General features: G+C 41.3%; 16 protein-coding genes and 4 pseudogenes. 9 read left to right on the top strand and 11 right to left on the bottom strand.

What is annotated here, in order from left to right; all coding sequences use genetic code 11:
• The first annotated feature begins 86 nt into the window (after window positions 1–86).
• Window positions 87–1,412: an IS4 family transposase gene (locus KA717_38940; protein ID UXE64920.1), complete on the top strand. Its 1,326-nt coding sequence runs from the start codon at window positions 87–89 to the stop codon at window positions 1,410–1,412.
• Window positions 1,409–1,696, top strand: coding sequence for a transposase (locus KA717_38945; GenBank protein ID UXE61283.1), 288 nt, complete (start codon window positions 1,409–1,411; stop codon window positions 1,694–1,696). Before KA717_38940 ends, KA717_38945 begins: the two co-directional genes overlap by 4 nt.
• A gap of 379 nt (window positions 1,697–2,075) precedes the next feature.
• Here KA717_38945 and KA717_38950 read toward each other — a convergent pair whose 3' ends face one another.
• Complete coding sequence (locus tag KA717_38950; GenBank protein UXE61284.1) at window positions 2,076–2,816, bottom strand: hypothetical protein; 741 nt, start codon at window positions 2,814–2,816, stop codon at window positions 2,076–2,078.
• A 78-nt stretch (window positions 2,817–2,894) separates the two neighbouring features.
• Here KA717_38950 and KA717_38955 point away from each other — a divergent pair, with 78 nt between their 5' ends.
• Window positions 2,895–3,128, top strand: a complete 234-nt coding sequence (locus KA717_38955; protein ID UXE61285.1) for a hypothetical protein — start codon at window positions 2,895–2,897, stop codon at window positions 3,126–3,128.
• Window positions 3,129–3,169: 41 nt separating this feature from the next.
• Window positions 3,170–3,454 (top strand): hypothetical protein, encoded by a 285-nt coding sequence (locus KA717_38960; GenBank protein UXE61286.1) that lies wholly within the window; start codon window positions 3,170–3,172, stop codon window positions 3,452–3,454.
• 149 nt (window positions 3,455–3,603) lie between these two features.
• Here the strand turns inward: KA717_38960 and KA717_38965 are convergent, their stop codons facing one another.
• The 3 genes from KA717_38965 to KA717_38975 form a co-directional block, all read right to left on the bottom strand.
• Complete coding sequence (locus KA717_38965) at window positions 3,604–3,747, bottom strand: hypothetical protein (GenBank protein ID UXE61287.1); 144 nt, start codon at window positions 3,745–3,747, stop codon at window positions 3,604–3,606.
• Between the two features lie 169 nt (window positions 3,748–3,916).
• Window positions 3,917–5,065 carry a DUF58 domain-containing protein gene (locus KA717_38970; protein ID UXE61288.1) on the bottom strand — a complete coding sequence of 383 codons (1,149 nt, stop codon included), beginning with the start codon at window positions 5,063–5,065 and terminating at the stop codon, window positions 3,917–3,919.
• Window positions 5,066–5,106: 41 nt separating this feature from the next.
• Complete coding sequence (locus tag KA717_38975) at window positions 5,107–5,610, bottom strand: DNA recombination-mediator protein A (protein UXE61289.1); 504 nt, start codon at window positions 5,608–5,610, stop codon at window positions 5,107–5,109.
• A gap of 97 nt (window positions 5,611–5,707) precedes the next feature.
• Here KA717_38975 and KA717_38980 point away from each other — a divergent pair, with 97 nt between their 5' ends.
• The gene (locus tag KA717_38980) at window positions 5,708–8,413 is read left to right on the top strand and encodes a chloride channel protein (protein ID UXE61290.1); all 2,706 of its coding nucleotides are present in this window, start codon (window positions 5,708–5,710) and stop codon (window positions 8,411–8,413) included.
• A 78-nt stretch (window positions 8,414–8,491) separates the two neighbouring features.
• Here the strand turns inward: KA717_38980 and rimI are convergent, their stop codons facing one another.
• From rimI to KA717_39000, 4 genes are all read right to left on the bottom strand, one after another.
• On the bottom strand, window positions 8,492–9,049 hold the full coding sequence (rimI, locus tag KA717_38985) for a ribosomal protein S18-alanine N-acetyltransferase (protein UXE61291.1): 558 nt from the start codon (window positions 9,047–9,049) through the stop codon (window positions 8,492–8,494).
• A gap of 126 nt (window positions 9,050–9,175) precedes the next feature.
• Complete coding sequence (locus KA717_38990) at window positions 9,176–9,553, bottom strand: clan AA aspartic protease (GenBank protein UXE61292.1); 378 nt, start codon at window positions 9,551–9,553, stop codon at window positions 9,176–9,178.
• Window positions 9,550–9,822, bottom strand: a complete 273-nt coding sequence (locus tag KA717_38995) for a hypothetical protein (GenBank protein ID UXE61293.1) — start codon at window positions 9,820–9,822, stop codon at window positions 9,550–9,552. Before KA717_38995 ends, KA717_38990 begins: the two co-directional genes overlap by 4 nt.
• Before the next feature lie 220 nt (window positions 9,823–10,042).
• Entirely contained in the window at window positions 10,043–11,401 is a 1,359-nt protein-coding gene (locus KA717_39000) for a DUF346 domain-containing protein (GenBank protein ID UXE61294.1), read from the bottom strand.
• A 458-nt stretch (window positions 11,402–11,859) separates the two neighbouring features.
• Between KA717_39000 and KA717_39005 the strand changes: the two are divergent.
• The 3 genes and pseudogenes from KA717_39005 (at window position 11,860) to KA717_39015 (ending at window position 15,964) form a co-directional block, all read left to right on the top strand.
• A pseudogene (locus KA717_39005) lies at window positions 11,860–13,141 on the top strand (ISKra4 family transposase).
• A 59-nt stretch (window positions 13,142–13,200) separates the two neighbouring features.
• Window positions 13,201–14,313, top strand: coding sequence for an IS630 family transposase (locus KA717_39010; GenBank protein ID UXE64921.1), 1,113 nt, complete (start codon window positions 13,201–13,203; stop codon window positions 14,311–14,313).
• 314 nt (window positions 14,314–14,627) lie between these two features.
• Window positions 14,628–15,964 (top strand): annotated as a pseudogene (locus tag KA717_39015) (IS5 family transposase).
• A 230-nt stretch (window positions 15,965–16,194) separates the two neighbouring features.
• Here KA717_39015 and KA717_39020 read toward each other — a convergent pair.
• The 3 genes and pseudogenes from KA717_39020 to KA717_39030 all read right to left on the bottom strand — a co-directional run bounded on the left by KA717_39020 (window position 16,195) and on the right by KA717_39030 (window position 19,642).
• Window positions 16,195–17,721 (bottom strand): transposase, encoded by a 1,527-nt coding sequence (locus tag KA717_39020; protein ID UXE61295.1) that lies wholly within the window; start codon window positions 17,719–17,721, stop codon window positions 16,195–16,197.
• Between the two features lie 301 nt (window positions 17,722–18,022).
• Entirely contained in the window at window positions 18,023–19,150 is a 1,128-nt protein-coding gene (locus KA717_39025; protein ID UXE61296.1) for an ISAs1 family transposase, read from the bottom strand.
• Window positions 19,151–19,243: 93 nt separating this feature from the next.
• Window positions 19,244–19,642 (bottom strand): annotated as a pseudogene (locus tag KA717_39030) (IS4 family transposase).
• 77 nt (window positions 19,643–19,719) lie between these two features.
• Here KA717_39030 and KA717_39035 point away from each other — a divergent pair.
• Window positions 19,720–20,626 (top strand): annotated as a pseudogene (locus tag KA717_39035) (IS5 family transposase).
• Window positions 20,627–20,703 lie beyond the last annotated feature (77 nt).

Here is a 20,703-nt window from a genome sequence, read left to right on the forward strand (position 1 = left end):
ACTCACAAAAGATTAGCCTAAAAGCAGGCGGAAGTAAGAGTAGGCTGAAAAAAAGGTTAGTATATAAAAAAGTGAGCAAAAAACAAATGGCAAGACAACATCCTCGGAGAAAAGGAAACCCAGACTTACGTCGTAAGACAAATCAGCCAGGGGTAGAAATCCCTGAAATAACAAAAGAGTTGTTTGAATTACTAGAACCCACAATGTTTACACCATTAAAATATTTACAGGGAACTCATGAGAAAATGATGAGAGATAGGGTGCTAAATTTACCAGTAATGGTGGCATTAGTGTTAAGTATAGTGTATCGTCAAATAGCGGGTATAAGTGAAGCGGTAAGACTGTTAGAGGAAGAGGGATTGCTATGGGTAGCATCATTAAAAGTAAGCAAACAGGCAGTATCAAAAAGAATGATGAATGTGCCAGCCGAAATATTTGCAATATTACTAAAAGGAGTGTTAGAAAAAGCAGCCGAAAAAGGGAAGAAGCTCCAAGTAGGAGAAAAATGGGAAAAAATAAGAGAAAAGTTTAGTGCAGTGTGGATAGCAGATGGCTCAACGCTAGAGCAGATAAGGAAAAATATGAAAATAAGTAAAGAAGAAAAGAGTAAATTGGGGGGTAAAATAATGATGGTAGTGGAAGCCTTTACCCAAAGACCCGTTACTTTATGGTACACAGAAAATGATAAATCAAATGATAAAATATGGTGTGAAGAATTGGCAGCTAAATTACCAGAAAATGGTTTAATTCTCGTAGATATGGGATTTTTTAGCTTTGTGTGGTTTGATTTGTTAACAGAAGCTAAAAAGTTTTTTCTAACCAGATTTAGAGCGGGTACATCTTACAAAACCAAACAAGTATTGTCTCAAGGTAGTCATTACAGAGATGAGATTATCATTATGGGAAATTACCGTTCTAATCCTTGCAAGCATCCGGTGAGATTAGTCTCAGTATTATGGGGAACAATCTGGTATCAGTATTTAACAAATGTGTTGTCTCCCGAACAACTGTCCGCCGAAGAGGTCTGTGATTTATATCGAAGACGATGGACAATCGAAGAAGCCTTTTTATTAACGAAAAGACTTTTAGGACTAGCCTATTTATGGGTAGGGAATAAGAATGGTGTCCAAATCCAGATTATTTGCACTTTGATTTTCTATACGGTCTTAAATCAATTGGTAGGGGAAGTGGCGATTGCTCTAAATCAACCGAAAGAAAAAATCTCAGTAGAGATGGTGTTTCGGAGTCTATACTATGTAGCGAAGGCTATTGCTAGAGGAGAAAAGCCTGATACAGTAACCTATCTGGCTGAACGTGCTAAGTTATTTGGTTTGGTCAAAGCTGAGAGAAAGCGACATCGAGAAAAGGCCGCTCTCAATCAACAAATTTGGGAACCCATTCCTTTAAGTTGACACGGATGGCACGCAATGCGCCCCTACGGCAGGAACCAAATTCTATTTCGTCATTTGTGGCGGGGTTTAAATCGGCTGTTACGAAACGGATTAATTTGTTACGGGACAATCGGGATATTCCCATTTGGCAACGCAATTATTACGAGTCAATTATTCGAGATGAACAATCATTGATAGCGATTCGGGAATATATTAGAAATAATCCTTGTCAGTGGCAAAAAGACCCTGATAATCCAGTAAATGATCAATCATGGAAAACACTAGATTTGGATTTGTATTTTTGAATTTGAAGGAGATCGCCATTTTATGAGAATAATAAAATTTGAAGGAGATCGCCATTTTATGAGAATAATAAGAGGCGGGCGCATTTTTGACATTATACACGCATTAAAAGTGACAACTACTGAAATAACAAAAAATACCACACCAGTCCAAAATATCCAAAAATCAATATTTGCTGTTAGTTGATAAGAACTTTCCTTGGCAATTATTTTTCCCAATCGAGATTCAATTTTTACCAATTGTGAAGAAGTATTCGTAGGTATTTTTGGACGAAGCCCAATGATAAACCAACTACAACCCAAACATAATAAAAGAGAAATACTTGCTATTGAAATACGCCAGCCTGGAATTTTGATTAATTCTTCATCTTCATCTTCATCTTTATAATTTTTGCTTTAGGCTCAACAAATCATAAAAATGTAAAGACAAATAAACCAATAAAATTGAAACGGCTGCAGGATAGATTAAAACTATCTCTGGTTTTGAAAAATTGAATTTTCCAACAGGGTTATTAAACTCCGTTGAACCGGAAAGCATTTTCGTTTCACCAACACTTGAACCATGAGCTTTGAGCCATTCTGCTTCCAATCGCTTAAGATCAAAGTTTCCGTTTAGTTCTTGATAATCAAGTTCTTGAGGATAAATACGAATTTCTATTTTCTGCCCATTGACTATCTTCGTGTCTTTTTGAATTTCAAATTTTAATGGTTTAGTCTCAAATTTTAATAATGGTTTAATACCACCATCTTTCCAAATAGAGGACAGATCCGAACTGCTCACCGTAAGGCTTTTACTCTGCTTATCTATGACAGGGGTTTGAAAAAGTGGTAATGGTATAAGCTCAAAGTCTTCTTCTTTTTCTTGAAAATTAGGCAATAGATGCTCGATAGGAATTTTTTCTTTTTGCCCATTGACTATCTTAATTTCTTTGTGTCCACTGATTATCTTAGTTTCTTTTTTAATTTCGACTCTCTTCGCCAATAAATTTCCTACATAAGTGGTGTAAGGCACAAAAATAGTCAAGAAAACCAGAGATGACAATATAGAAATGCTATTTAAGGATGTCAGGAAAGTGTTTCGGCACTCATTAAATCTTTCAAGTTTAGGATTAGGGTCAGACATTTTAGAGTTTTAAATAACTGTTACGGGACAAGTGGTGATCGCCGTTTTAAATTTAGCATGGAAAGGGCGATCACTGTTTTGAAGATGATGATAAGGGGCGATCGCGATTTTAAACGTGAGAATGAGAGGCGATCGCTGTTTAACTTGGATTTGAGAAGGGCGATCGCTGTTTTAGATGTGAGCATGAGAGGCGATCGCTGTTTTGAATGTGGGGATTGGAAAGGCGATCGCAGTTTTAAACGTGAGGATGAAAGGCGATCGCTGTTTGGAATTAGGATTAAAGGGGCGATCGCGTCAAAGCAAATATTATAATAGGAGTGACGACTTATTAATTTCTTTTTGTCAAACAAACCATGACTGACGACGAATTAAAACAACTCATTGCTTCCAACGCCAAGGCGATCGAGGCCCTAACTAATGCTTTAACTCAAGAGCGAGAAGAACGCCAGAAAAAGGAACTTGCCTGGGAAAAAGATAGAAAAGGTGTATATGAATTACTGGGACGAGTAGCTCGTGGCCAATCAGATTTTTATGCAACCCAGTCCGACTTTTATCATCGCTTTGACCAAATTGATGAACGTCAAGCCAAAATGACTGAGATTTTGAACCGTTATCTTCCTCCTGAATCCCTATCGTAAAATATAGTTAAAGGCGATCTCGGTTTTAAACTGGGATATGGAAAGGCGATCGCTGTTTTAAACTGCGTTAGAGAAGGGCGATCGCTGTTTTTAATATGAGGATGAGGTGCGATCGCTATTTAAAATTAGGATGAAGGGGCGATCGCTGTTTAAATTGGGATTGAGAAGGGCGATCGCTGTTTGTAATTGGGATAAAGAAAGGCGATCGCTGTTTTAAACTGCTTTAGAGAAGGGCGATCGCTGTTTTTAATGTGGGGATTGGAAAGGCGATCACTGTTTTGAATGGGAGACAAGGGGCGATCGCTGTTTTAAATGTGGTAATGAGAGGGCGATCGCGGTTGAAAATGTGGGAATGAAAGGCGATCACATTTTAGAATTAGGATTGTAGGGCGATCGCTGTTTCATGTCAGGTAAAACAGGTCTAAGGATGCTCTTAATGTCAGCCAGTACAAGACTCACCATTTAACGAAGCGGTTTTTGTAATTGTTGAGCTAATGGCTGAGTGAGATCAATCACTAGTCCCGATGCCAAGGTTGAAGCACGAGGATAAGTCATATCATTTTGAGAAAAATAGAGCCAACTGCTGTAGGTCGCTAAAAAGTCTAGATTATTAACAGAATTTGTTAACCAGAGTAGCGGGATTTTAGCGGGGATTTCGTGACATTGTGCTTCTCCTAATTGGATAGCGGCCAAGGTTTCTAGCACAGTGCGAGTTCCATGTTGTAAACCCGATCCCGCCGTCCACAATTTGACATTGAGTTGACAACGCGTTGCGTAAAAATAGAGAGATGCTGCGGCAATCACGGCCTGTTCAAAACTTTCGGTTTGCCAAGTGATGGCACTATCCACCGCAATCACAATATCCTGGCCGCCAGTAATAATTTCTAATTCTCTGACTTTAAAATCATCAAAACGGGCACTGGTTCGCCAATGAATTAAACGAGTTGAGTCACCATAGCGGTAGGGTCTTAAGGTTTTGGTGATCCCTTCCGTTGCTGCTTGGTAACGGCGATCGCTTTGCAGTTTAGGACTATCTTCCGAGCCGATCGCATCCACAATTGGGCATTGCATCAGGGGTAAAACCTGGGGATAGACAATGGCCTTAGCCGGTAAGGACTTGGTACGACGACACCAAAATAAACCCAGGGGTGTTCCCGTGCGCAACTGTAGAGCCTGCCAATGGTAAACCCCGCGTTGTTGGGCCTGTAAATAATAATGCCAATCGTGAGATCCCTGGGGCGGAATTAATTCGATCGCCGTTCCCTGGGGACGACCCAAATTCTCCGGTAAAACATCCCAAACTTGCAGTAGGGTTTTAGGAATCTTGGTCGGGTTTTTAATGCTAATTTCAATGGTCAAATCTTCCCCCGCACTCACCGGATGAAGGGGAAAACGTTCTAATTTTAACTGGCGCAGCGATCGCACCGGCATAATAGCCCCTATAGCTAATAGGGAAAAAATCATGCCACTGAGCACATAGAGCCAACCGGCCATCGTATTGGTTGCGGCTCCAAAAAAACAACAGGAGAGCGCGAACAGTAACCACCCGCTATAGGAAGGAGTAGCCCAACGGCTTTCTAGCCAATCCATCAAAGAAAACCGCGACTTCATGTGGTTCGTCCATTTTCCTTAAAATTAGGAAATCAGCCAAATCAGTCAAAATAAAACAGTGTCACGAGTTTACGTTGTTCTTCCGCTTCCTCGCAGGTTTGCATCAGGGTATGACTTTCATGAAAAGCAAAACAAATCAACTGTTGACAACGATTGATAATTTCTCGATTACAAATAGCACTGGCTTCCCCTAGGGAAAGATGATCGTTTTCGGGACTTTCGACCAGATGCACGACTTGGCTTAACTGCTCTTGGGATTCCCTGGGTTGACGGTCTAAACTCTGGGGTAAAATGACCGTGAGCAAATTCGGATCGGCCCGCATGGCCCCTTTAATGGCGGCGGCATTGGTTCCTGATGCTCCAGACGTAACCAAACGATTTCCAGCTAAAACGAGGGCATAACTCATCATTTCAATGATTTGTTGATGCGTGATCGGGACATGACGCGAACCTAATAAAGCAATACGCTTAGAACCAGTTTGCTGAATCGCAGCGAGTTCTTGCGCTAAGGTATCAAGGGTAGGAATATTAATGACTTGAGTCAAAGACTTCTCGACCGGCTGAATGACCGCTTGCTATTGTAGCAAACTGAGCCGGATTCAGCGATACTATCCCCTAAGTTTCTTCATCATTTTGCCGTCCATGCGTTTTTGGTTATCTCCCTCTGAGCTTTGGCAATGGTTTAGATCTCGGCATTTTGGGCGCAATTCCATTGACAGTCGTTACGCTCTGATGGAAGCCTGTATTATCGGGTTTTTCGCAGCCCTGGCAGCCTTAGTGATTAAAGAAGGTGTTAATTGGCTGGGAACTTGGCGATTGCAGTCGGCCCAACTTTACGGGGCTATGTGGGTTTTACCCCTGGCTGGTTTTAGTTTTTGTTGGTTGGCCGGTTGGCTCCTAGAACAATTTTCTCCTTCGGCGGCAGGGGGAGGGATTCCCCAGGTCAAGGCGGCTTTAGCCCGTTATCCGATTGAATTGTCCTGGCGAGTGGCGATTATTAAATTGCTCGGAACGGTTTTGATTTTGGGAGGGGGGATAACCCTAGGTCGTCGTGCGCCGACGGTTCATATTGGAGCTTCCCTGGCTGGCCAGTTGAGTCGTTGGTTGCCCACTTCCCCTGAACATCGTCGCCAAATGATTGCGGCTGGAGCCGCTGCCGGATTAGCTGCCGGATTTACCACACCGATCGCTGGGGTTTTATTCGTGGTGGAAGAGTTAATGCGAGATGTCTCTAGTTTGACTCTGGAAACGGCGATCGTTGCTTCCTTTGTTGGGGCGGTAACATCCCTCTTGTTGCAATCAGCTGATCTGAATTTTCCCCATAAATTAACGGAATCTGTCCTGATTCAATTTTCTGCCCCAGAAATTCCCTTTTACATCTTGTTGGGAGTGATCGCTGGCACCTTAGGAGCCTTCTTCAACCGAGGAATTTTAATCAGTCAGCAACTGCATCGCCGCATGAATCTACCTTTAGCCTGGCGATTGGGTCTAGTGGGCCTACTTTCTGGCTCAATCATTGCCCTGATGCCGCCTTTTTTTCGAGACAATGCAGGTTTAAGGGAATTTGTGATTACTGGGGAATTGAGTTGGGAAAGTATTGTCATGGCCTTAGTGGCCCACTTTTTCCTGACTATGATTGCCTATAGTGCGGACGCGCCTGGCGGTTTATTTGCACCAGCCCTTGTGATGGGAGCCGCCCTGGGCTATTTAGTGGGAGATGTGGGGGATTTGTGGATCAAAACCGGGACAGAGGCTACCTATGCTTTGGCGGGAATGGGGGCTTTTTTTACCAGTGTGGTTCGGGTTCCGGTCACTGCCATTGTTATTGTCTTTGAATTAACGGGGAATTTTAATATTGTGCTGCCCTTGATGGTGGCCTGTGCTGTGTCCTATATGGTGGCAGAAAGTATTTTTCCGCGATCGCTGTATGAACATTTATTAGAAGCGAAGGGCATTTTTTTAACGGAAGACAAACCCAGCCGAGATTTTATGGCCCAGATGACGGCCAGACAGGTGATGCAAAGTAATGTCGAGAGTATAGATGCCCATTTAACCCTAGAAAAGGTATTACCACTGATGTCCCGTTCCCATCATCGCGGTTTTCCGGTGGTGGAAGAGGGTCGTTTGGTGGGCGTTTTTACCCAAACCGATTTAGCAAATGCCCAAGTCCGTTCTCCCCAAACCCCTCTACGGGAGTTAATGACTCCTCGTCCGATTACAGTTTTACCAGATGCTCCCCTCAGCGATGTCTTGTACTTATTAAATCGTTATCAACTGTCCCGATTACCCGTCATTCAGGGGCAGAAATTGGTGGGCATCATCACCCGCACCGACATTATTCGTGAAGAAGTAAGCCAATTGGGAGGAGAACTCAGTCATAAATCTGTCCCTTCCTATAGTACCTATCAGACCCGTGGCCCGGCCTTGGGAGAAGGTCGTATTCTTCTTCCTTTACAGGATTCTAACAATGCCCTGGCTCTCTTTCAAATTGCGAAGGCGATCGCCCAAACCAACCAGGCTGAAATGGATTGTTTACAAGTTTTAAAAATTCCTAAATACCGTCAACCTTCTGAATTTAGTCTGCCGACCCAAGCCAATCGTAAGTTACTGCAACGGCTAGAAAGGTTAGGTCGTCATGATCATCTGCTGGTCAATACCCAAATTTTATTAGCTCATAATATCGCTGAGGCTATTCTTGATACTATCCGCGATCGCCAAATTAATTTGTTAGTCATGGGTTGGGATGAGCATGACCGGATTCCAGGATCAATTTTTGGACAAACTATTGACACTTTAATTGAAAAGGCTCCCTGTGATTTACTGTTAGTTAAGTTAGGCAAAAGGGCGATCGTCTATCCCCACGATTTGCAACAAGCAGCAACTTGGTTAATTCCCATGGCCGGTGGCCCCAATGTGCAACGAGCTTTGGATTATTTGCCTGGATTACTGTCTCTTTATCCTGATAAAACCTCACCCGAACTCATTCTTTCTAAGGTTTTTCTGCCCTCTGATTCCCAACCGGCTTACAGTACCCTTTATGAGGTTAGTCAGACTCTTCAGGAAAGGATCAGTCAGCCGATTACCTCCGTGCCTCTCTGTTCCCGTTCTGTCTCCGATGCTATTGTTAGTCTGGCAGAAATGCGGCGTTGCAGTGTAATTTTGTTGGGAGCCAGTCGAGAAGGTTTACTCAAAACAGTGTTACACGGTAATATTCCGGCTCTGATTGCGGATCAGGTGGATAGTACGGTATTGACGCTCCGTGCTGCTCTCACAGTTAATCAATTGGATATTACTGCTACTCATTATTCCGATGCTTTGTTTACCAATTTTAATCAGGTTGATGATTGATCTCCCTAAATTTCCCTTAAAAAGGGGAACTTGCTCTAAAATATCTCTAAAAAATTTAGTTTTTAAAATAGATGTAGTTTAGCCTATAGACTCAAATCCCTGTTGCTCTAGTTTAGCTTGGATAGAGAGTTGATGGGTGACTAATTGTTGCTGAAAAGCATCAGAATCTAAACCATTTTTCCACAAGATCAGAGCATCTTCGCCGGTCTCTTGGTAATAGCCTTTACGAGTTCCAGCTACTTTAAAGCCATATTTTTGATAAAGAGCGATCGCCACTTGATTGGAGGCTTTAACTTCTAGGGTGGCTCGTTCTAATTTTTGTTGAATGGCCTGCGCTAATAATTGTTGTAAACTAAAACTGCCTAGACCTTTACCTCGATAATCAGGATGCACCATTAATAAGGTAAGATGAGATTCTTCTAAGATCTGCCAAAAAGCACCTGCACCAATAATAATTTGCTGATCATTTTCTCTATTTTTCAGCATTAAGGTAAACAAATGACTATGGGAATGATCAAATTCCTGTTGATAGCCGCTTAACGTCCACATTCCCCCTAGACAACGGCGATCGAGTTCAACTAAGGCGGGAAGTTCTTCTAGGTCAGTTGGTTTAAAGATCAGTGATTTTTTAACCATATTTTGATTGGCACGGTATTGCATCATAGCTTTGTTTTAACCCATATTCCGTACTCCAAAATGATCAACGGCTTGATGTACGAAATTCTTGTAGATCGTTTTTGAGGAATTGGCTTCAAAGCATTGTTAGACGGCACTTACTTTGCGGATTTCTACACTGCCTCCCTCAAAGACTTGAACCATGAGTTGATAGTTTTCCATCAATGACATTCCAACTAGAGGTTCCGAATCAGCTTCATCGATTGGGATAGTTAAATAATCTCCATCCCAAATTACAACGGCTTCATAGACATTAAAAACACACTCGCTACCATCACCAAGAATAGCGCGTCCTCGCCTTTTCCATTTTAGATTTAGTTGTCCAATAAGGTCTGGCGGCAATGAAAGCCAACCGTTAAAACCCGTATCAATGATCGCATCTTGTCTGTAAATTTTTCCTTTAGAGTCACATATCGAAAGCGAGATAATCGCCTCAAAATCTGCATTAACGATTCCTGCGATCATACTACTCTCTTTGTACGTCCACCAAATCGGCGAACGTAGCGAGAACCAACTCGAACAATCCAAATTTGAGCATCTGGGTGACGGGATTCAAGTCGATCGCAAGCATCAATTTCACTTATATCAACTTCAAAATCTTCGGTTTCAAGATCAATTGCCACAATTTTACCGTTATTCCCAGCCTCAATTTGAAATTTTATCTGGGTTTCATAGAGATAATCGCCTCTCTGGGCAAATTCTTCTTTGCTATAGCGGGGTTGACGAGTTACCATTTTTTAAACTTTTTTTTGCTCTTTAATGGGATTATAGCCGAATCAAAATAAGGTTTTTTAATTTTATGTCTCAACCTAATCTAAAGGCGATCGCACTACTTAGCAAGTATAAGCATTCGATTCCCCTGTTGCTGATACACCAGTCACTTCATCAACTACGCGAATTACAGCAGGATTAACTTGATTAGGCCAACAGTCGGCCTGGAAGAAATTAGTTTCTTCAGAGAAATGTCCCTGTGCAATCTGCAATATCACTAGTCACACTGAATGGATTCGCTTGATTTACTAGATTCTCGACATAGAACTTGACTCTTCCACCAGGGGTAAAACCTTTACCGCTAACCCTTATGGCTCCACCAGTTTGATTCTTTTGAGTAGAAACAACGATTGATGGGCTTACTGGCTTGTCCAAAGACTCCCAACCCTTCCAGGGAAACACCCCATCCCACCACTTGTGCCAAACTCCATCATCCATCCCACGGGCAAAAACATCGAGTCTGTCAGGCCCCCAAGATACAACCGTCGGAGATCCTTGAATCACGCCACCCAATGATTCCCATCCACTCCAATTGCCAGGACTTCCATCCCCATAATTATGATACACTACCCCATCTTCTTGTCCGCGTATAAATACATCTAACCGACCTTTAGACCATGCAACCGCAGCAGGAGAGTCAGATGTCTGTACACTTTCAATTATAGATCCGTCGAATTGACGATTAGTACTATTGAAATCGAGTTGTGATGGCTTCCAGGGAAGTACTCCATCCCATGCCTTGTGAAGAATGCTACCAAACGAATCTCGGACAAAAATATCAAGCCTGTCAGGCCCCCAAGAAACAACCGTTGGCGAGCCTTGCAAAACAGAGTCACTTAGTTTTTCCCATCTGCTCCAGTTGTCAGGATTGCCATCTCCATAAATATGGTGTAAATTCCTGTCTAAACCAAGTACGAAAACGTCTAAACGACCTTCAGACCACGTTACTGCGGTAGGGGATTCGGATGTTCCACCTCCCAATGGTTGCCAATCCAATTGTGATGGTTTCCATCCCATCCCATCCCACCACTTGTGGTAAATGCCATTATCCAGTCCACGAGCAAAAATATCGATTCGATTCTTTCCCCAAGAAACAACCGCAGGAGAACCCAGAATCTGACCACCTAGTGATTCCCAGCCCGCTAAAGTTTCATTGTTGTTATTTCCATAATTGTGATATAAAGCACCATCGACACCGCGTGCAAAAACATCCAATCGATTGCTAGACCATGCAACTGCAACTGGGTAATCCGTAATTACCCCTCCAAGCGGTTGCCAATCATAGTCTGATGGTTTCCAACCCGCGTTGTTGTCGAACCACTTTCGATAAACACGACCATCGACACCACGAGCAAAGCAGTTTAACCAAATAGGGTTTTTTACTATTGGTTCTACCTGTCCAAACAAGCTTTTGTATTTTGTGACAATTGGAGCTGGAATTGTGGCAATCTTTAACATGTAATACCTCTGATCCAAGAAATCGATATTTAATAAATAATTAATATGTACGAACCCAAATCGAATGAGTTGCAAATTCTTCAATCCGCCACAGCACCTGCCCCTTTAGTAAGAACGCTTTGAGGAACAGCCTAACTTCTCGAAATTGTAGCACCAACTATCTGACATAAAGGTACAAAAATACAATTCTTCACAAAACCCTCAACAGTCACCCCCCTGTCAGCCATGATAGAGCTACAGTTGAGTCATGATTGAGGTAAATAACTTTTGTATTGATTTTCCAGTTGAGATGGATTCAGCGATCGCCCTCTTCCCATTTGAGAAAATAAACAGCGATCGCACTTTCAAAAGCCAAAACGATCGCGGTTTTAAATTTTAATCAATAAGATGACGGTAATCGCACTAATCTACAGGCGATCGCACTATAAACCTCTGGGTAAAACCTCGATATCATTAGATGACTCAAACGGGTGTGACCTTTAGTTGATGAAGGAAAAGAAAAGTGTTAACATGGGATGAAAAGTGACAAAGAGGAAACAATGATGACAGCAAAACTAATTAATGTAGAGGGTTCAAAGATAAAAATAGAACTAACATTAGAACTCAGTCGTTCAATGTTGGATACAGAAATAAATATTCAAAAAGGCTTAAACGAAGTAGGTTGCATCGCCAGCAAAGAAGCCTTGAAATATTTAGATACAGATGGTTCACCCTTAAAAATCGGTGAAGAAATCTGGAAGAGTAAGGGAGAGCAACCGAAAGAATATCAAACACCTTATGGTGAGGTTATAGTGAATCGTCATGTATATCAGCGTTCACCTTTGAGGAAAAACGTATTGCCCCTTAGAAAGAGAAGCAAGGATAATCATAACATCAACGCCATTATTGGCAAAACAGGTATCCTCAAAAATGTCAGGGATGGCAGGCAAAGAGGTGAAAAATGATTTATTAGAAAATCATGGTAGAAAAGTAGCGCTATCCTATATCCAAAGATTGAGTGAAGCAGTAGGAAGTGTGGTACAGGCAAAAGAAGAAGCGTGGAGTTATGCCCCGCCCAAGGAGGATAGCCAAATTGCAACAGTGGGAATAGGATTAGATGGAACCTGTATGCTGATGTGTGAGGATGGCTACCGTGAAGCAATGGTGGGAACCGTTTCCCTATACGATAGTGAAGGCGAACGTCAACCTACAATCTATCTAGGTGCGGCACCAGAGTATGGAAAAAAGAGTTTTCTAGAAAGATTAGAAAGAGAAATTGAGCGAGCGAAAAACCGTTATCCAGAGGCAACATTGGTCGGGATAGCAGACGGGGCAGAATCAAATTGGAAGTTTTTAGAAAAGCAAACGGAAGAACAGATATTAGATTTCTATCATGCCTCTGGTTACTTAGGTGCCTTGGCAGAAGCGTTGCATCCGAATACCGTGTCAAAACAAAAAGAATGGTTGACTGAAAATTGTCGAGAACTCAAGCATGAAAAAGGAAAAGCAGGAGAACTGCTAAATCTGATGAAAGAAGTCAAAGAAGAAAAAAGTCATTCTAAGAATCTTACCGAGAAACTACAAGCGGCGATTACTTATTACGAGAATCATCAGCATCAAATGGATTATGCTGAATACTTAGAGAAAAAGTATCCGATTGGTTCAGGTGTTACGGAAGCAGCTTGTAAGACGTTGGTCAAACAACGATTATGTTGTTCAGGAATGCGATGGAAGGAAAAAGGAGCAGGAATTATTTTGAGCCTACGAGCTTTGGTATTGACCAAGGAACGATGGAGTCAATTTTGGGCAAAACTTGATCAATATGGGTTCCCTGTAGAACCCTGATTACAACAGCTTTTATCAACTAAAGGTCGCACCCTATAGACTTACTTTTTTGTATGACTATGCTGACGTTAAACTTCTTAGACCAAAAGACCAAGAAAGAGCTACAAAAAGCCCTTAAAACGGAAGAGCACGCAGTTACAAGAGAGAGAATATTGATTATGTTACTGAGAAATGAAGGAAAAACGTATGATGAAATATCAGGATTATTAGGATGTTGCAAACGACAAGTGTGGTACTGGTGCAATAATGGAAATCCGAAAGAGATAGAAAGCTTAAGAGACAAAAGAAAAAAAGGAAATCACAGGAAAGTAACAGAAGAATACATAGAGAAATTGACGGAGATAATAATCAAAGAGCCTGAAGAGTTTGGATATGAATTTGGAAGTTGGACAGTAGCAAGACTATCAACTCATATGGAAAAAGAAACGGGTATATTGTTAGGAAATACACAACTTAGAAATATGCTTAAAAAAAAGCGATTTGTCTACATCTGGGCAAAATATAGTCTAGAAGATAAAAAAGATGAGCAAAAAAGAGAGGAATTTAGAAAGAAAGTTGAAGAGTACAAGAAGCTTTTGAAAGAAAAGCCAGAATCAATCCAGATATGGTTTTGGGATGAAAGTGGCTTCAGCTTAAGAGTAATACGGAGAAAACATTGGACAAAAAAAGGAAAGCGTAAAAAAGTGAGGGGAGATAGAAGAAAAGGAAGAGTCAATGTAATGGGTGGTATTAGATATACTGACAAAAAACGGTGGGTTGATTTGATTCCCACTGGTAACTCTCAGAACTTCAAGAGTGTATTATTAAAATTGTACAAAGACATACAAAGAGAATGGATAGAACAAGGAAATAAAAAAGAAGACTTTGAAAAGAATGGTCCGAAGATTGTGATTATTTTAGATAATGCGAGCTTCCACAAAAAGCAAGAAATTCTAGACGAGAGCACGGAAGAAATGCCAAACATTATTTTGGAGTTTTTACCCCCCTATAGTCCCGATTATAATTTAATGGAATTGGTATGGCATTCAGCAAAAGAATATATTGCAAATAAATTATTCAAATCAATTGAAGAATTAGAATCTCTCATCCATAAACTTCTTAATGAAGGTGGATTGACAATATGTTGGGGACGTAAAATCAAAAACAAGGGCTCAAGTATTATTGCAAGTTAAACTGATGACAGCTTAGAACACAATTTTGGACATGGTGACCACCATCTTGCTACCTTTTTGCTCACCTTAAATTTACTGGCTTTCTTGTTTCACACCGTTTTACAGCTTTTAGATGAGTCCTACCAACGTATCCGACTACTTTTAGGGACTCGAAGATGCTTTTTTTCCCATTTACGCACTCTTACTACCTAGGGCTTGCTGAAAAAAGCTGAAACCTTTACGGAGAAAAATAGTAGGCGAATTAAGAACCGCTAGAATGCACGAAAATAGGGTAGAATGCCTCAAAACCATTGCATTAAGAAGAGAGAAAGCAGATGTACCGAAAGCAACAGTACTCAATTGAAACACCAGAAAACTTGAAAAATCTGTTCGGCGGGCAGTTAGACGAAGAAAATCGTTGGATAGAAATGTCAAAAATGATTCCCTGGGAAGAATATGAGGAAGAATATGCAAAAAACTTCACAGAAAAAAAAGGAGCCCCAGCCAAATCATTTAGAATGGCATTAGGAGCATTAATTATCAAAGAAATTTCAGGAAAAAGTGACAGAGAAACAGTAGAACAAATAAAAGAGAACCCTTATTTACAGTACTTTATAGGAATGGAAAGCTATAGTAGCAAAGAAGCATTTAGTGCGTCAATGATGGTTCATTTTCGTAAAAAAATAGGAATGGAATTAATAAATAAAATTAATAAAGAAATAGAAAAAAAGCGACGGGTGTAGCGTCAGAAAAAAAAGAAAATGAAGGAAAGTTATTGTTAGATGCGACTTGTACACCAGCAGATATAAAATATCCAACGGATATAGGAATATTGAATGATGCCAGAGAAAAAACAGAAAAAATAATAGATAAGCTGTATGAAGAAATAAAAGAGAAAAGGAAAGAAAAGCCGAGGACTTATAGGGAAGTGGCAAGAAAAGAGTACTTAGCCATAGCAAAAAAACGTCGTGTGTCAAAAAAAGAAAGAAGAAAAGGAACAAAAAAACAACTAGGATATATAAAAAGAAACTTGTCTGATATAGAAAAAATGATAGAAGAGGGAGCAAAGTTAGAAAAACTAACGAAAAAAGAGCAAGAAGAGCTTGTAACGATAGGAAAAGTGTATGAGCAACAGTTAGAAATGTATGAAAAAAAGACAAATAAAGTAGAAAACAGAATTGTGAGTGTAAGCCAACCTCACGTGCGTCCAATAGTGCGTGGAAAAGCGGGAAAAGCAGTAGAGTTTGGAGCTAAAATATCGGCAAGTAATGTGAATGGCTTTGTCTTCTTAGACAAATTAAGTTGGGATAATTACAACGAATCGGGAGATTTACAAGCGCGAATAGAAGAATATAAAAGGGAAACAGGATGTTATCCGGAATCGGTTCATGTGGATAAAATCTATCGAACAAAAGCGAATCGAGCTTATTGTAAAGAAAGGGATATAAGAATGAGTGGTCCCCGATTGGGAAGACCGCCGAAAGAGGTGAGCAAAGAAAAAAAGAAAGAGGCACGCTCAGATGAAAGAGTGCGTAATGCCATTGAGGGTAAATTCGGACAGGGAAAGAGGAAATTTAGTCTTGGTCGAGTGATGGCCAAACTACCTGAGACCTCGGAAACGGTAATTGCGATGAACTTTTTGGTAATGAATCTTTCTACTCTACTTCAGAAGACAAAAAGTAAAAAGTTGTAGAGTCGTTTTTCTTGTGAAAAATGGTGTTAATTTTCCTCTCTTTTGTGAGGAGTGATTTGTGTTGACCTTTTTAGACAGAAAGGAACAATAGATTAAACAAAATCTGTATTTTGATTTGTTTCCATAAGGATAAGTTATCTATGCTTTTTCAGTCCATACTTCCCTAACCCACATTTCTTTCGTTTTTTGACTTTTTCAGCAAGCCCTACCTATTTTGTCTTTGATAGCTGGCAACACCTTCTTGATTTTATGCTTGAGCCATTTGACTGGACAGTGGGAAGTTTATGGATGGCAGAGAAGGTAATGACTATGCGGCCAAAGATAAGTCTATCAGGACTTGGAAAAGGGTCAAGTTTAGCGGCAAGGAATTTAGGCAAAAGCAGACTAGGTGGACTTTGAGGAAAAATCATTGGGGCTTGATGTTGGATGGCTAGTTGAGCAATGCGTTCACTAGGATAGCCATGGGAGGGTAGAGTCCGAAACCAGCGAGGGAAATTAGCCCAAATCCCCTGGGGTAACTCTAAGGAAAGAATTTGAAGTAAGCCGAGAACAATGACATGAAGATTAACAAAACGCTCAAAGGCTTCTACTTTGTTTAAAATCTGAGTCTGAACAGTTTGGGGATAGTCAGGGAGGATAAGATTGCTAGGCCAGGTCGGTAAAGTAGGAAGAGCCTTAAGCCAAAAACGATAGGCAAAGCCGCCCAAAAGATGGATTAATTGACGAAAAGTGACTTCAATCTTAAATCGGAGACCGTAAGCGGCAATAATCTCAGGTCCAGTCAAACAGAGGTCAGTAGAAAGCAGAATCAGTCTTTGTCCGTTGGGCAATTGGGTGAGGACAAACTTAACGAGCTGATGGGGACTATCCCAGTGGAACTCAAAGCACTGATAAGAAACGGAGACTTGTTGACCATAGAGCCAGACTTTAGCGGTGGGAAAATCCTCCACAAGAGCAAACAGGCTTTCTAGTTTTATTGAACTCCCCCAAAGCCGTGGTCGTCCTTTCCCCCTCAAGGTCGGAACGGAAGAAAAGGGAGCATATGCCACTGTAGAGCAACGCACTCGGGTGATGAGATGCAAGGCATTTTGGCGAAAACTTTTGAGCACTGCTCCACAAGCGAAGTAAGCATCCAAAATCACATAGCTTCCCGCCTCTGCGTAGGTAGTGCAAAGCTCCCCCATTTTCGTGACTAGAGTAGTCTTCTCTTTTTTGCTGCCTTTTTTCCCTTCCTTTGCCGTTACTTTGGACTTGATGCCATCGTCTAGCCGCAACACTAAGGGCAAGGCAAAGCAGGCTTTTCCTGCTTCCACCAAAACACTCAAGGCATTGAAGTAATGCCCCCTTATCCATTCTGGCTTCGCCACATTTCCGGATTCTTGGTGTAGTCGTTTTACCCCTGGCATCTTGCGCCCTTCTTTCCCCACTTTGATTCCATCCCCCACATACACTCGTTTTTCCTTGATTCGATATAGATTTTCATGCTGACTTACCCACTTCGACCATCCCAAGGTCAGTCCTTTGACGTTAAATGCCTTGGATTCAAACCAATGTAGTGCCTGATGGTAGTAGCTCTCTGTTAACCCTAAGGCATTGACATAGCTTGTTATTGCGCTCGGTTGGCTGTTGAGCACTACTCCCCAGGCTAATAGGATAAACCATTGGTACGTTGCTTCTCGGCTAAAGGCGGGACGGAGATTCTCTAGGATTTGCTCTAGTCGCTGACATAGTTGCATAATTGATAGATAGCACTGGCTATCGATTTTCTATATCAGCCAGTTTCGGACATAACGGCACTCTTGGGTATCGCATGTCCGATTTTCTTTTCTCACTTACCCTGCTCGAGAACTTCCCACTGTCCAGCCATTTGACTCTCTGCCCGCCACTAATTCCTCCTGATTTTTCAAATTTAGAATTGCTGAATAAACTCACGGTCGCCTCATAAACAACGAATCAGGGCGGTGGGAAAAATCTTGAGCATCTCCTCGATAAAACGCATTCGTTCATCACTGTTAGAATTGCCAGGGCAAACGCATCTTATCCGAGTAAAACCTTAAGGAGATAGTCCTCGTCCCAACCAGCGCGTAGCCGTTTATTCTTGATACCAAGTTTCAGAGTATTTTCCTTTGTGAGCAAGTTAAGAGCGATATGGCGTAAGACGGCTAAATTCTCAGGAGCAAAATCCTTACGAATGCGACAAGCATCCTCGTTGAAGGCCAAGTCTAGAACCCAATGTAAAGAGTTTTCTATCAACCAATGACTACGAACAGATTGGGATAATTTTTGAGCATTACTCGGCAGGCTACTGATATAGTAGCGAGTCTCATACTCTGTTTTGTCTTTCAATCGTCTCTCCGCTTTAATCATACAGATGCTCGTCAACTTTGCCCATTTCTCCCCACCCAGCAAAAATTCTGTTTGTTCCATCGTCCAGCAACGGCGAATTTCAATCCGTCCATGTCCCTTGTCTATTGTTTGATGAAAATCATGCTTAATTCCCACAAAATTAACCGATTGAGCATGAGCAAATAATTGTTCAACATCCTCACATAAATTACCTTGATTGCCTTTCAATGCCAAAACATAATCTCCCCCTCGCCCTACTATCTGTTGGGCAATCTTTGTCTGAGTTCCCATGGCATCAATCGTTACGATACAACCTTTGACCTCTAGCATTTTCAGGAGTTTAGGAATCGCCGTGATTTCATTCGATTTGCTTTCCACCTTGCACTGTCCTAGTACTAGACGATTTGCTGTTGCCCATGCACTTACCATCTGAATTGCGCCCTTTCCGTTGGCATTGTCATAGGAGTGGCGAAGGGTTTTGCCGTCAATCGCTATCACTTCTCCTTCACTTACCTCCGCTATACTTTTGACCCAATGCAGAAAACAGTCTTGAAATTGCTCTGGATTCAGACTAGCAAATACACGCGCAAACGTATCGTCGGAGGGGATGCCATTCGGCAATTCCAAAATTTTTTTTAGCCATTGATGTTTAGCCTTGCCGAAACTTTCCATGGCTACCCAACCTTCTGCTCCACAAATGACGGCTAAGATGGCAATCGTTAGAATATCAATGAGTTTATGCCGTTTTGTTCGTTCGATGCGAGGGTCATCTATTTCGGCAAAGTGTTCTACCAGTCTATATTTGGGTCGGAGTTTCATCGCTTTTGTTTTCTATGCACTTTCCCTTATTTTCCCTTATCCATCCCTCTATAATGTTCTTGTATCTGTATCATTTTTAGATGCGTTCGCCCTGTTAGAATTGCCCTTTTTCTTGCTAAGCATCCACCACAAGATGGGAATGGCTACTCCTTCATGGACAATGCCGACAGTGAGGATATTATAATCATGACTGCCAAACTCCCAGGTTGTGCGGTCAATACTTAATACCCAAGGTTGAGGGATATCCAGCCAACTGACTACAATACGGGCAATGTGATGGTAATCCAGCTCAAATCCTGAGAAAAAGCGTTGTAAGCGTTTGTAATGAGAATCCACCAATGCCCGACCTTCAAAACCCAGGGCCAATTCTTTAAGGTTAACCGTTTTCACTTTGAGGAGGGCGAGTAAGAACAAGGCTAGGAAGGAGAGTCTGGCACCATGCCATCCCAAATGGGGTTTTAGGGCTTGTTTCAATGCGTTATATTGGTTCATGGGTTTTCTTACATTACGTTCATCTTCCATGAAACCCCTTTCTCGTATACTTTTCAAGCCTTTTGTCCTGTACTTAGGCGACTTGTACACCAGCAGATATAAAATATCCAACGGATATAGGAATATTGAATGATGCAAGAGAAAAAACAGAAAAAATAATAGATAAGCGATATGAAGAAATAAAAGAGAAAAGGAAAGAAAAGCCGAGGACTTATAGGGAAGTGGCAAGAAAAGAGTACTTAGCCATAGCAAAAAAACGTCGTGTGTCAAAAAAAGAAAGAAGAAAAGGAACAAAAAAACAACTAGGATATATAAAAAGAAACTTGTCTGATATAGAAAAAATGATAGAAGAGGGAGCAAAGTTAGAAAAACTAACGAAAAAAGAGCAAGAAGAGCTTGTAACGATAGGAAAAGTGTATGAGCAACAGTTAGAAATGTATGAAAAAAAGACAAATAAAGTAGAAAACAGAATCGTGAGTGTAAGCCAACCTCACGTGCGTCCAATAGTGCGTGGAAAAGCGGGAAAAGCAGTAGAGTTTGGAGCTAAAATATCGGCAAGTAATGTGAATGGCTTTGTCTTCTTAGACAAATTAAGTTGGGATAATTACAACGAATCGGGATTTACAAGCGCGAATAGAAGAATATAAAAAGGAAACAGGATGTTATCCGGAATCGGTTCATGTGGATAAAATCTATCGAACAAAAGCGAATCGAGCTTATTGTAAAGAAAGGGATATAAGAATGAGTGGTCCCCGATTGGGAAGACCGCCGAAAGAGGTGAGCAAAGAAAAAAAGAAAGAGGCACGCTCAGATGAAAGAGTGCGTAATGCCATTGAGGGTAAATTCGGACAGGGAAAGAGGAAATTTAGTCTTGGTCGAGTGATGGCCAAACTACTTGAGACCTCGGAAACGGTAATTGCGATGAACTTTTTGGTAATGAATCTTTCTACTCTACTTCAGAAAACAAAAAGTAAAAAGTTGTAGAGTCGTTTTTCTTGTGAAAAATGGTGTTAATTTTCCTCTCTTTTGTGACTGGACAGTGGGAAGTTCTCGAGCAGGGT

It is taken from the genome of Woronichinia naegeliana WA131 (genome assembly GCA_025370055.1).
Taxonomy (GTDB): Bacteria; Cyanobacteriota; Cyanobacteriia; order Cyanobacteriales; family Microcystaceae; genus Woronichinia; species Woronichinia naegeliana.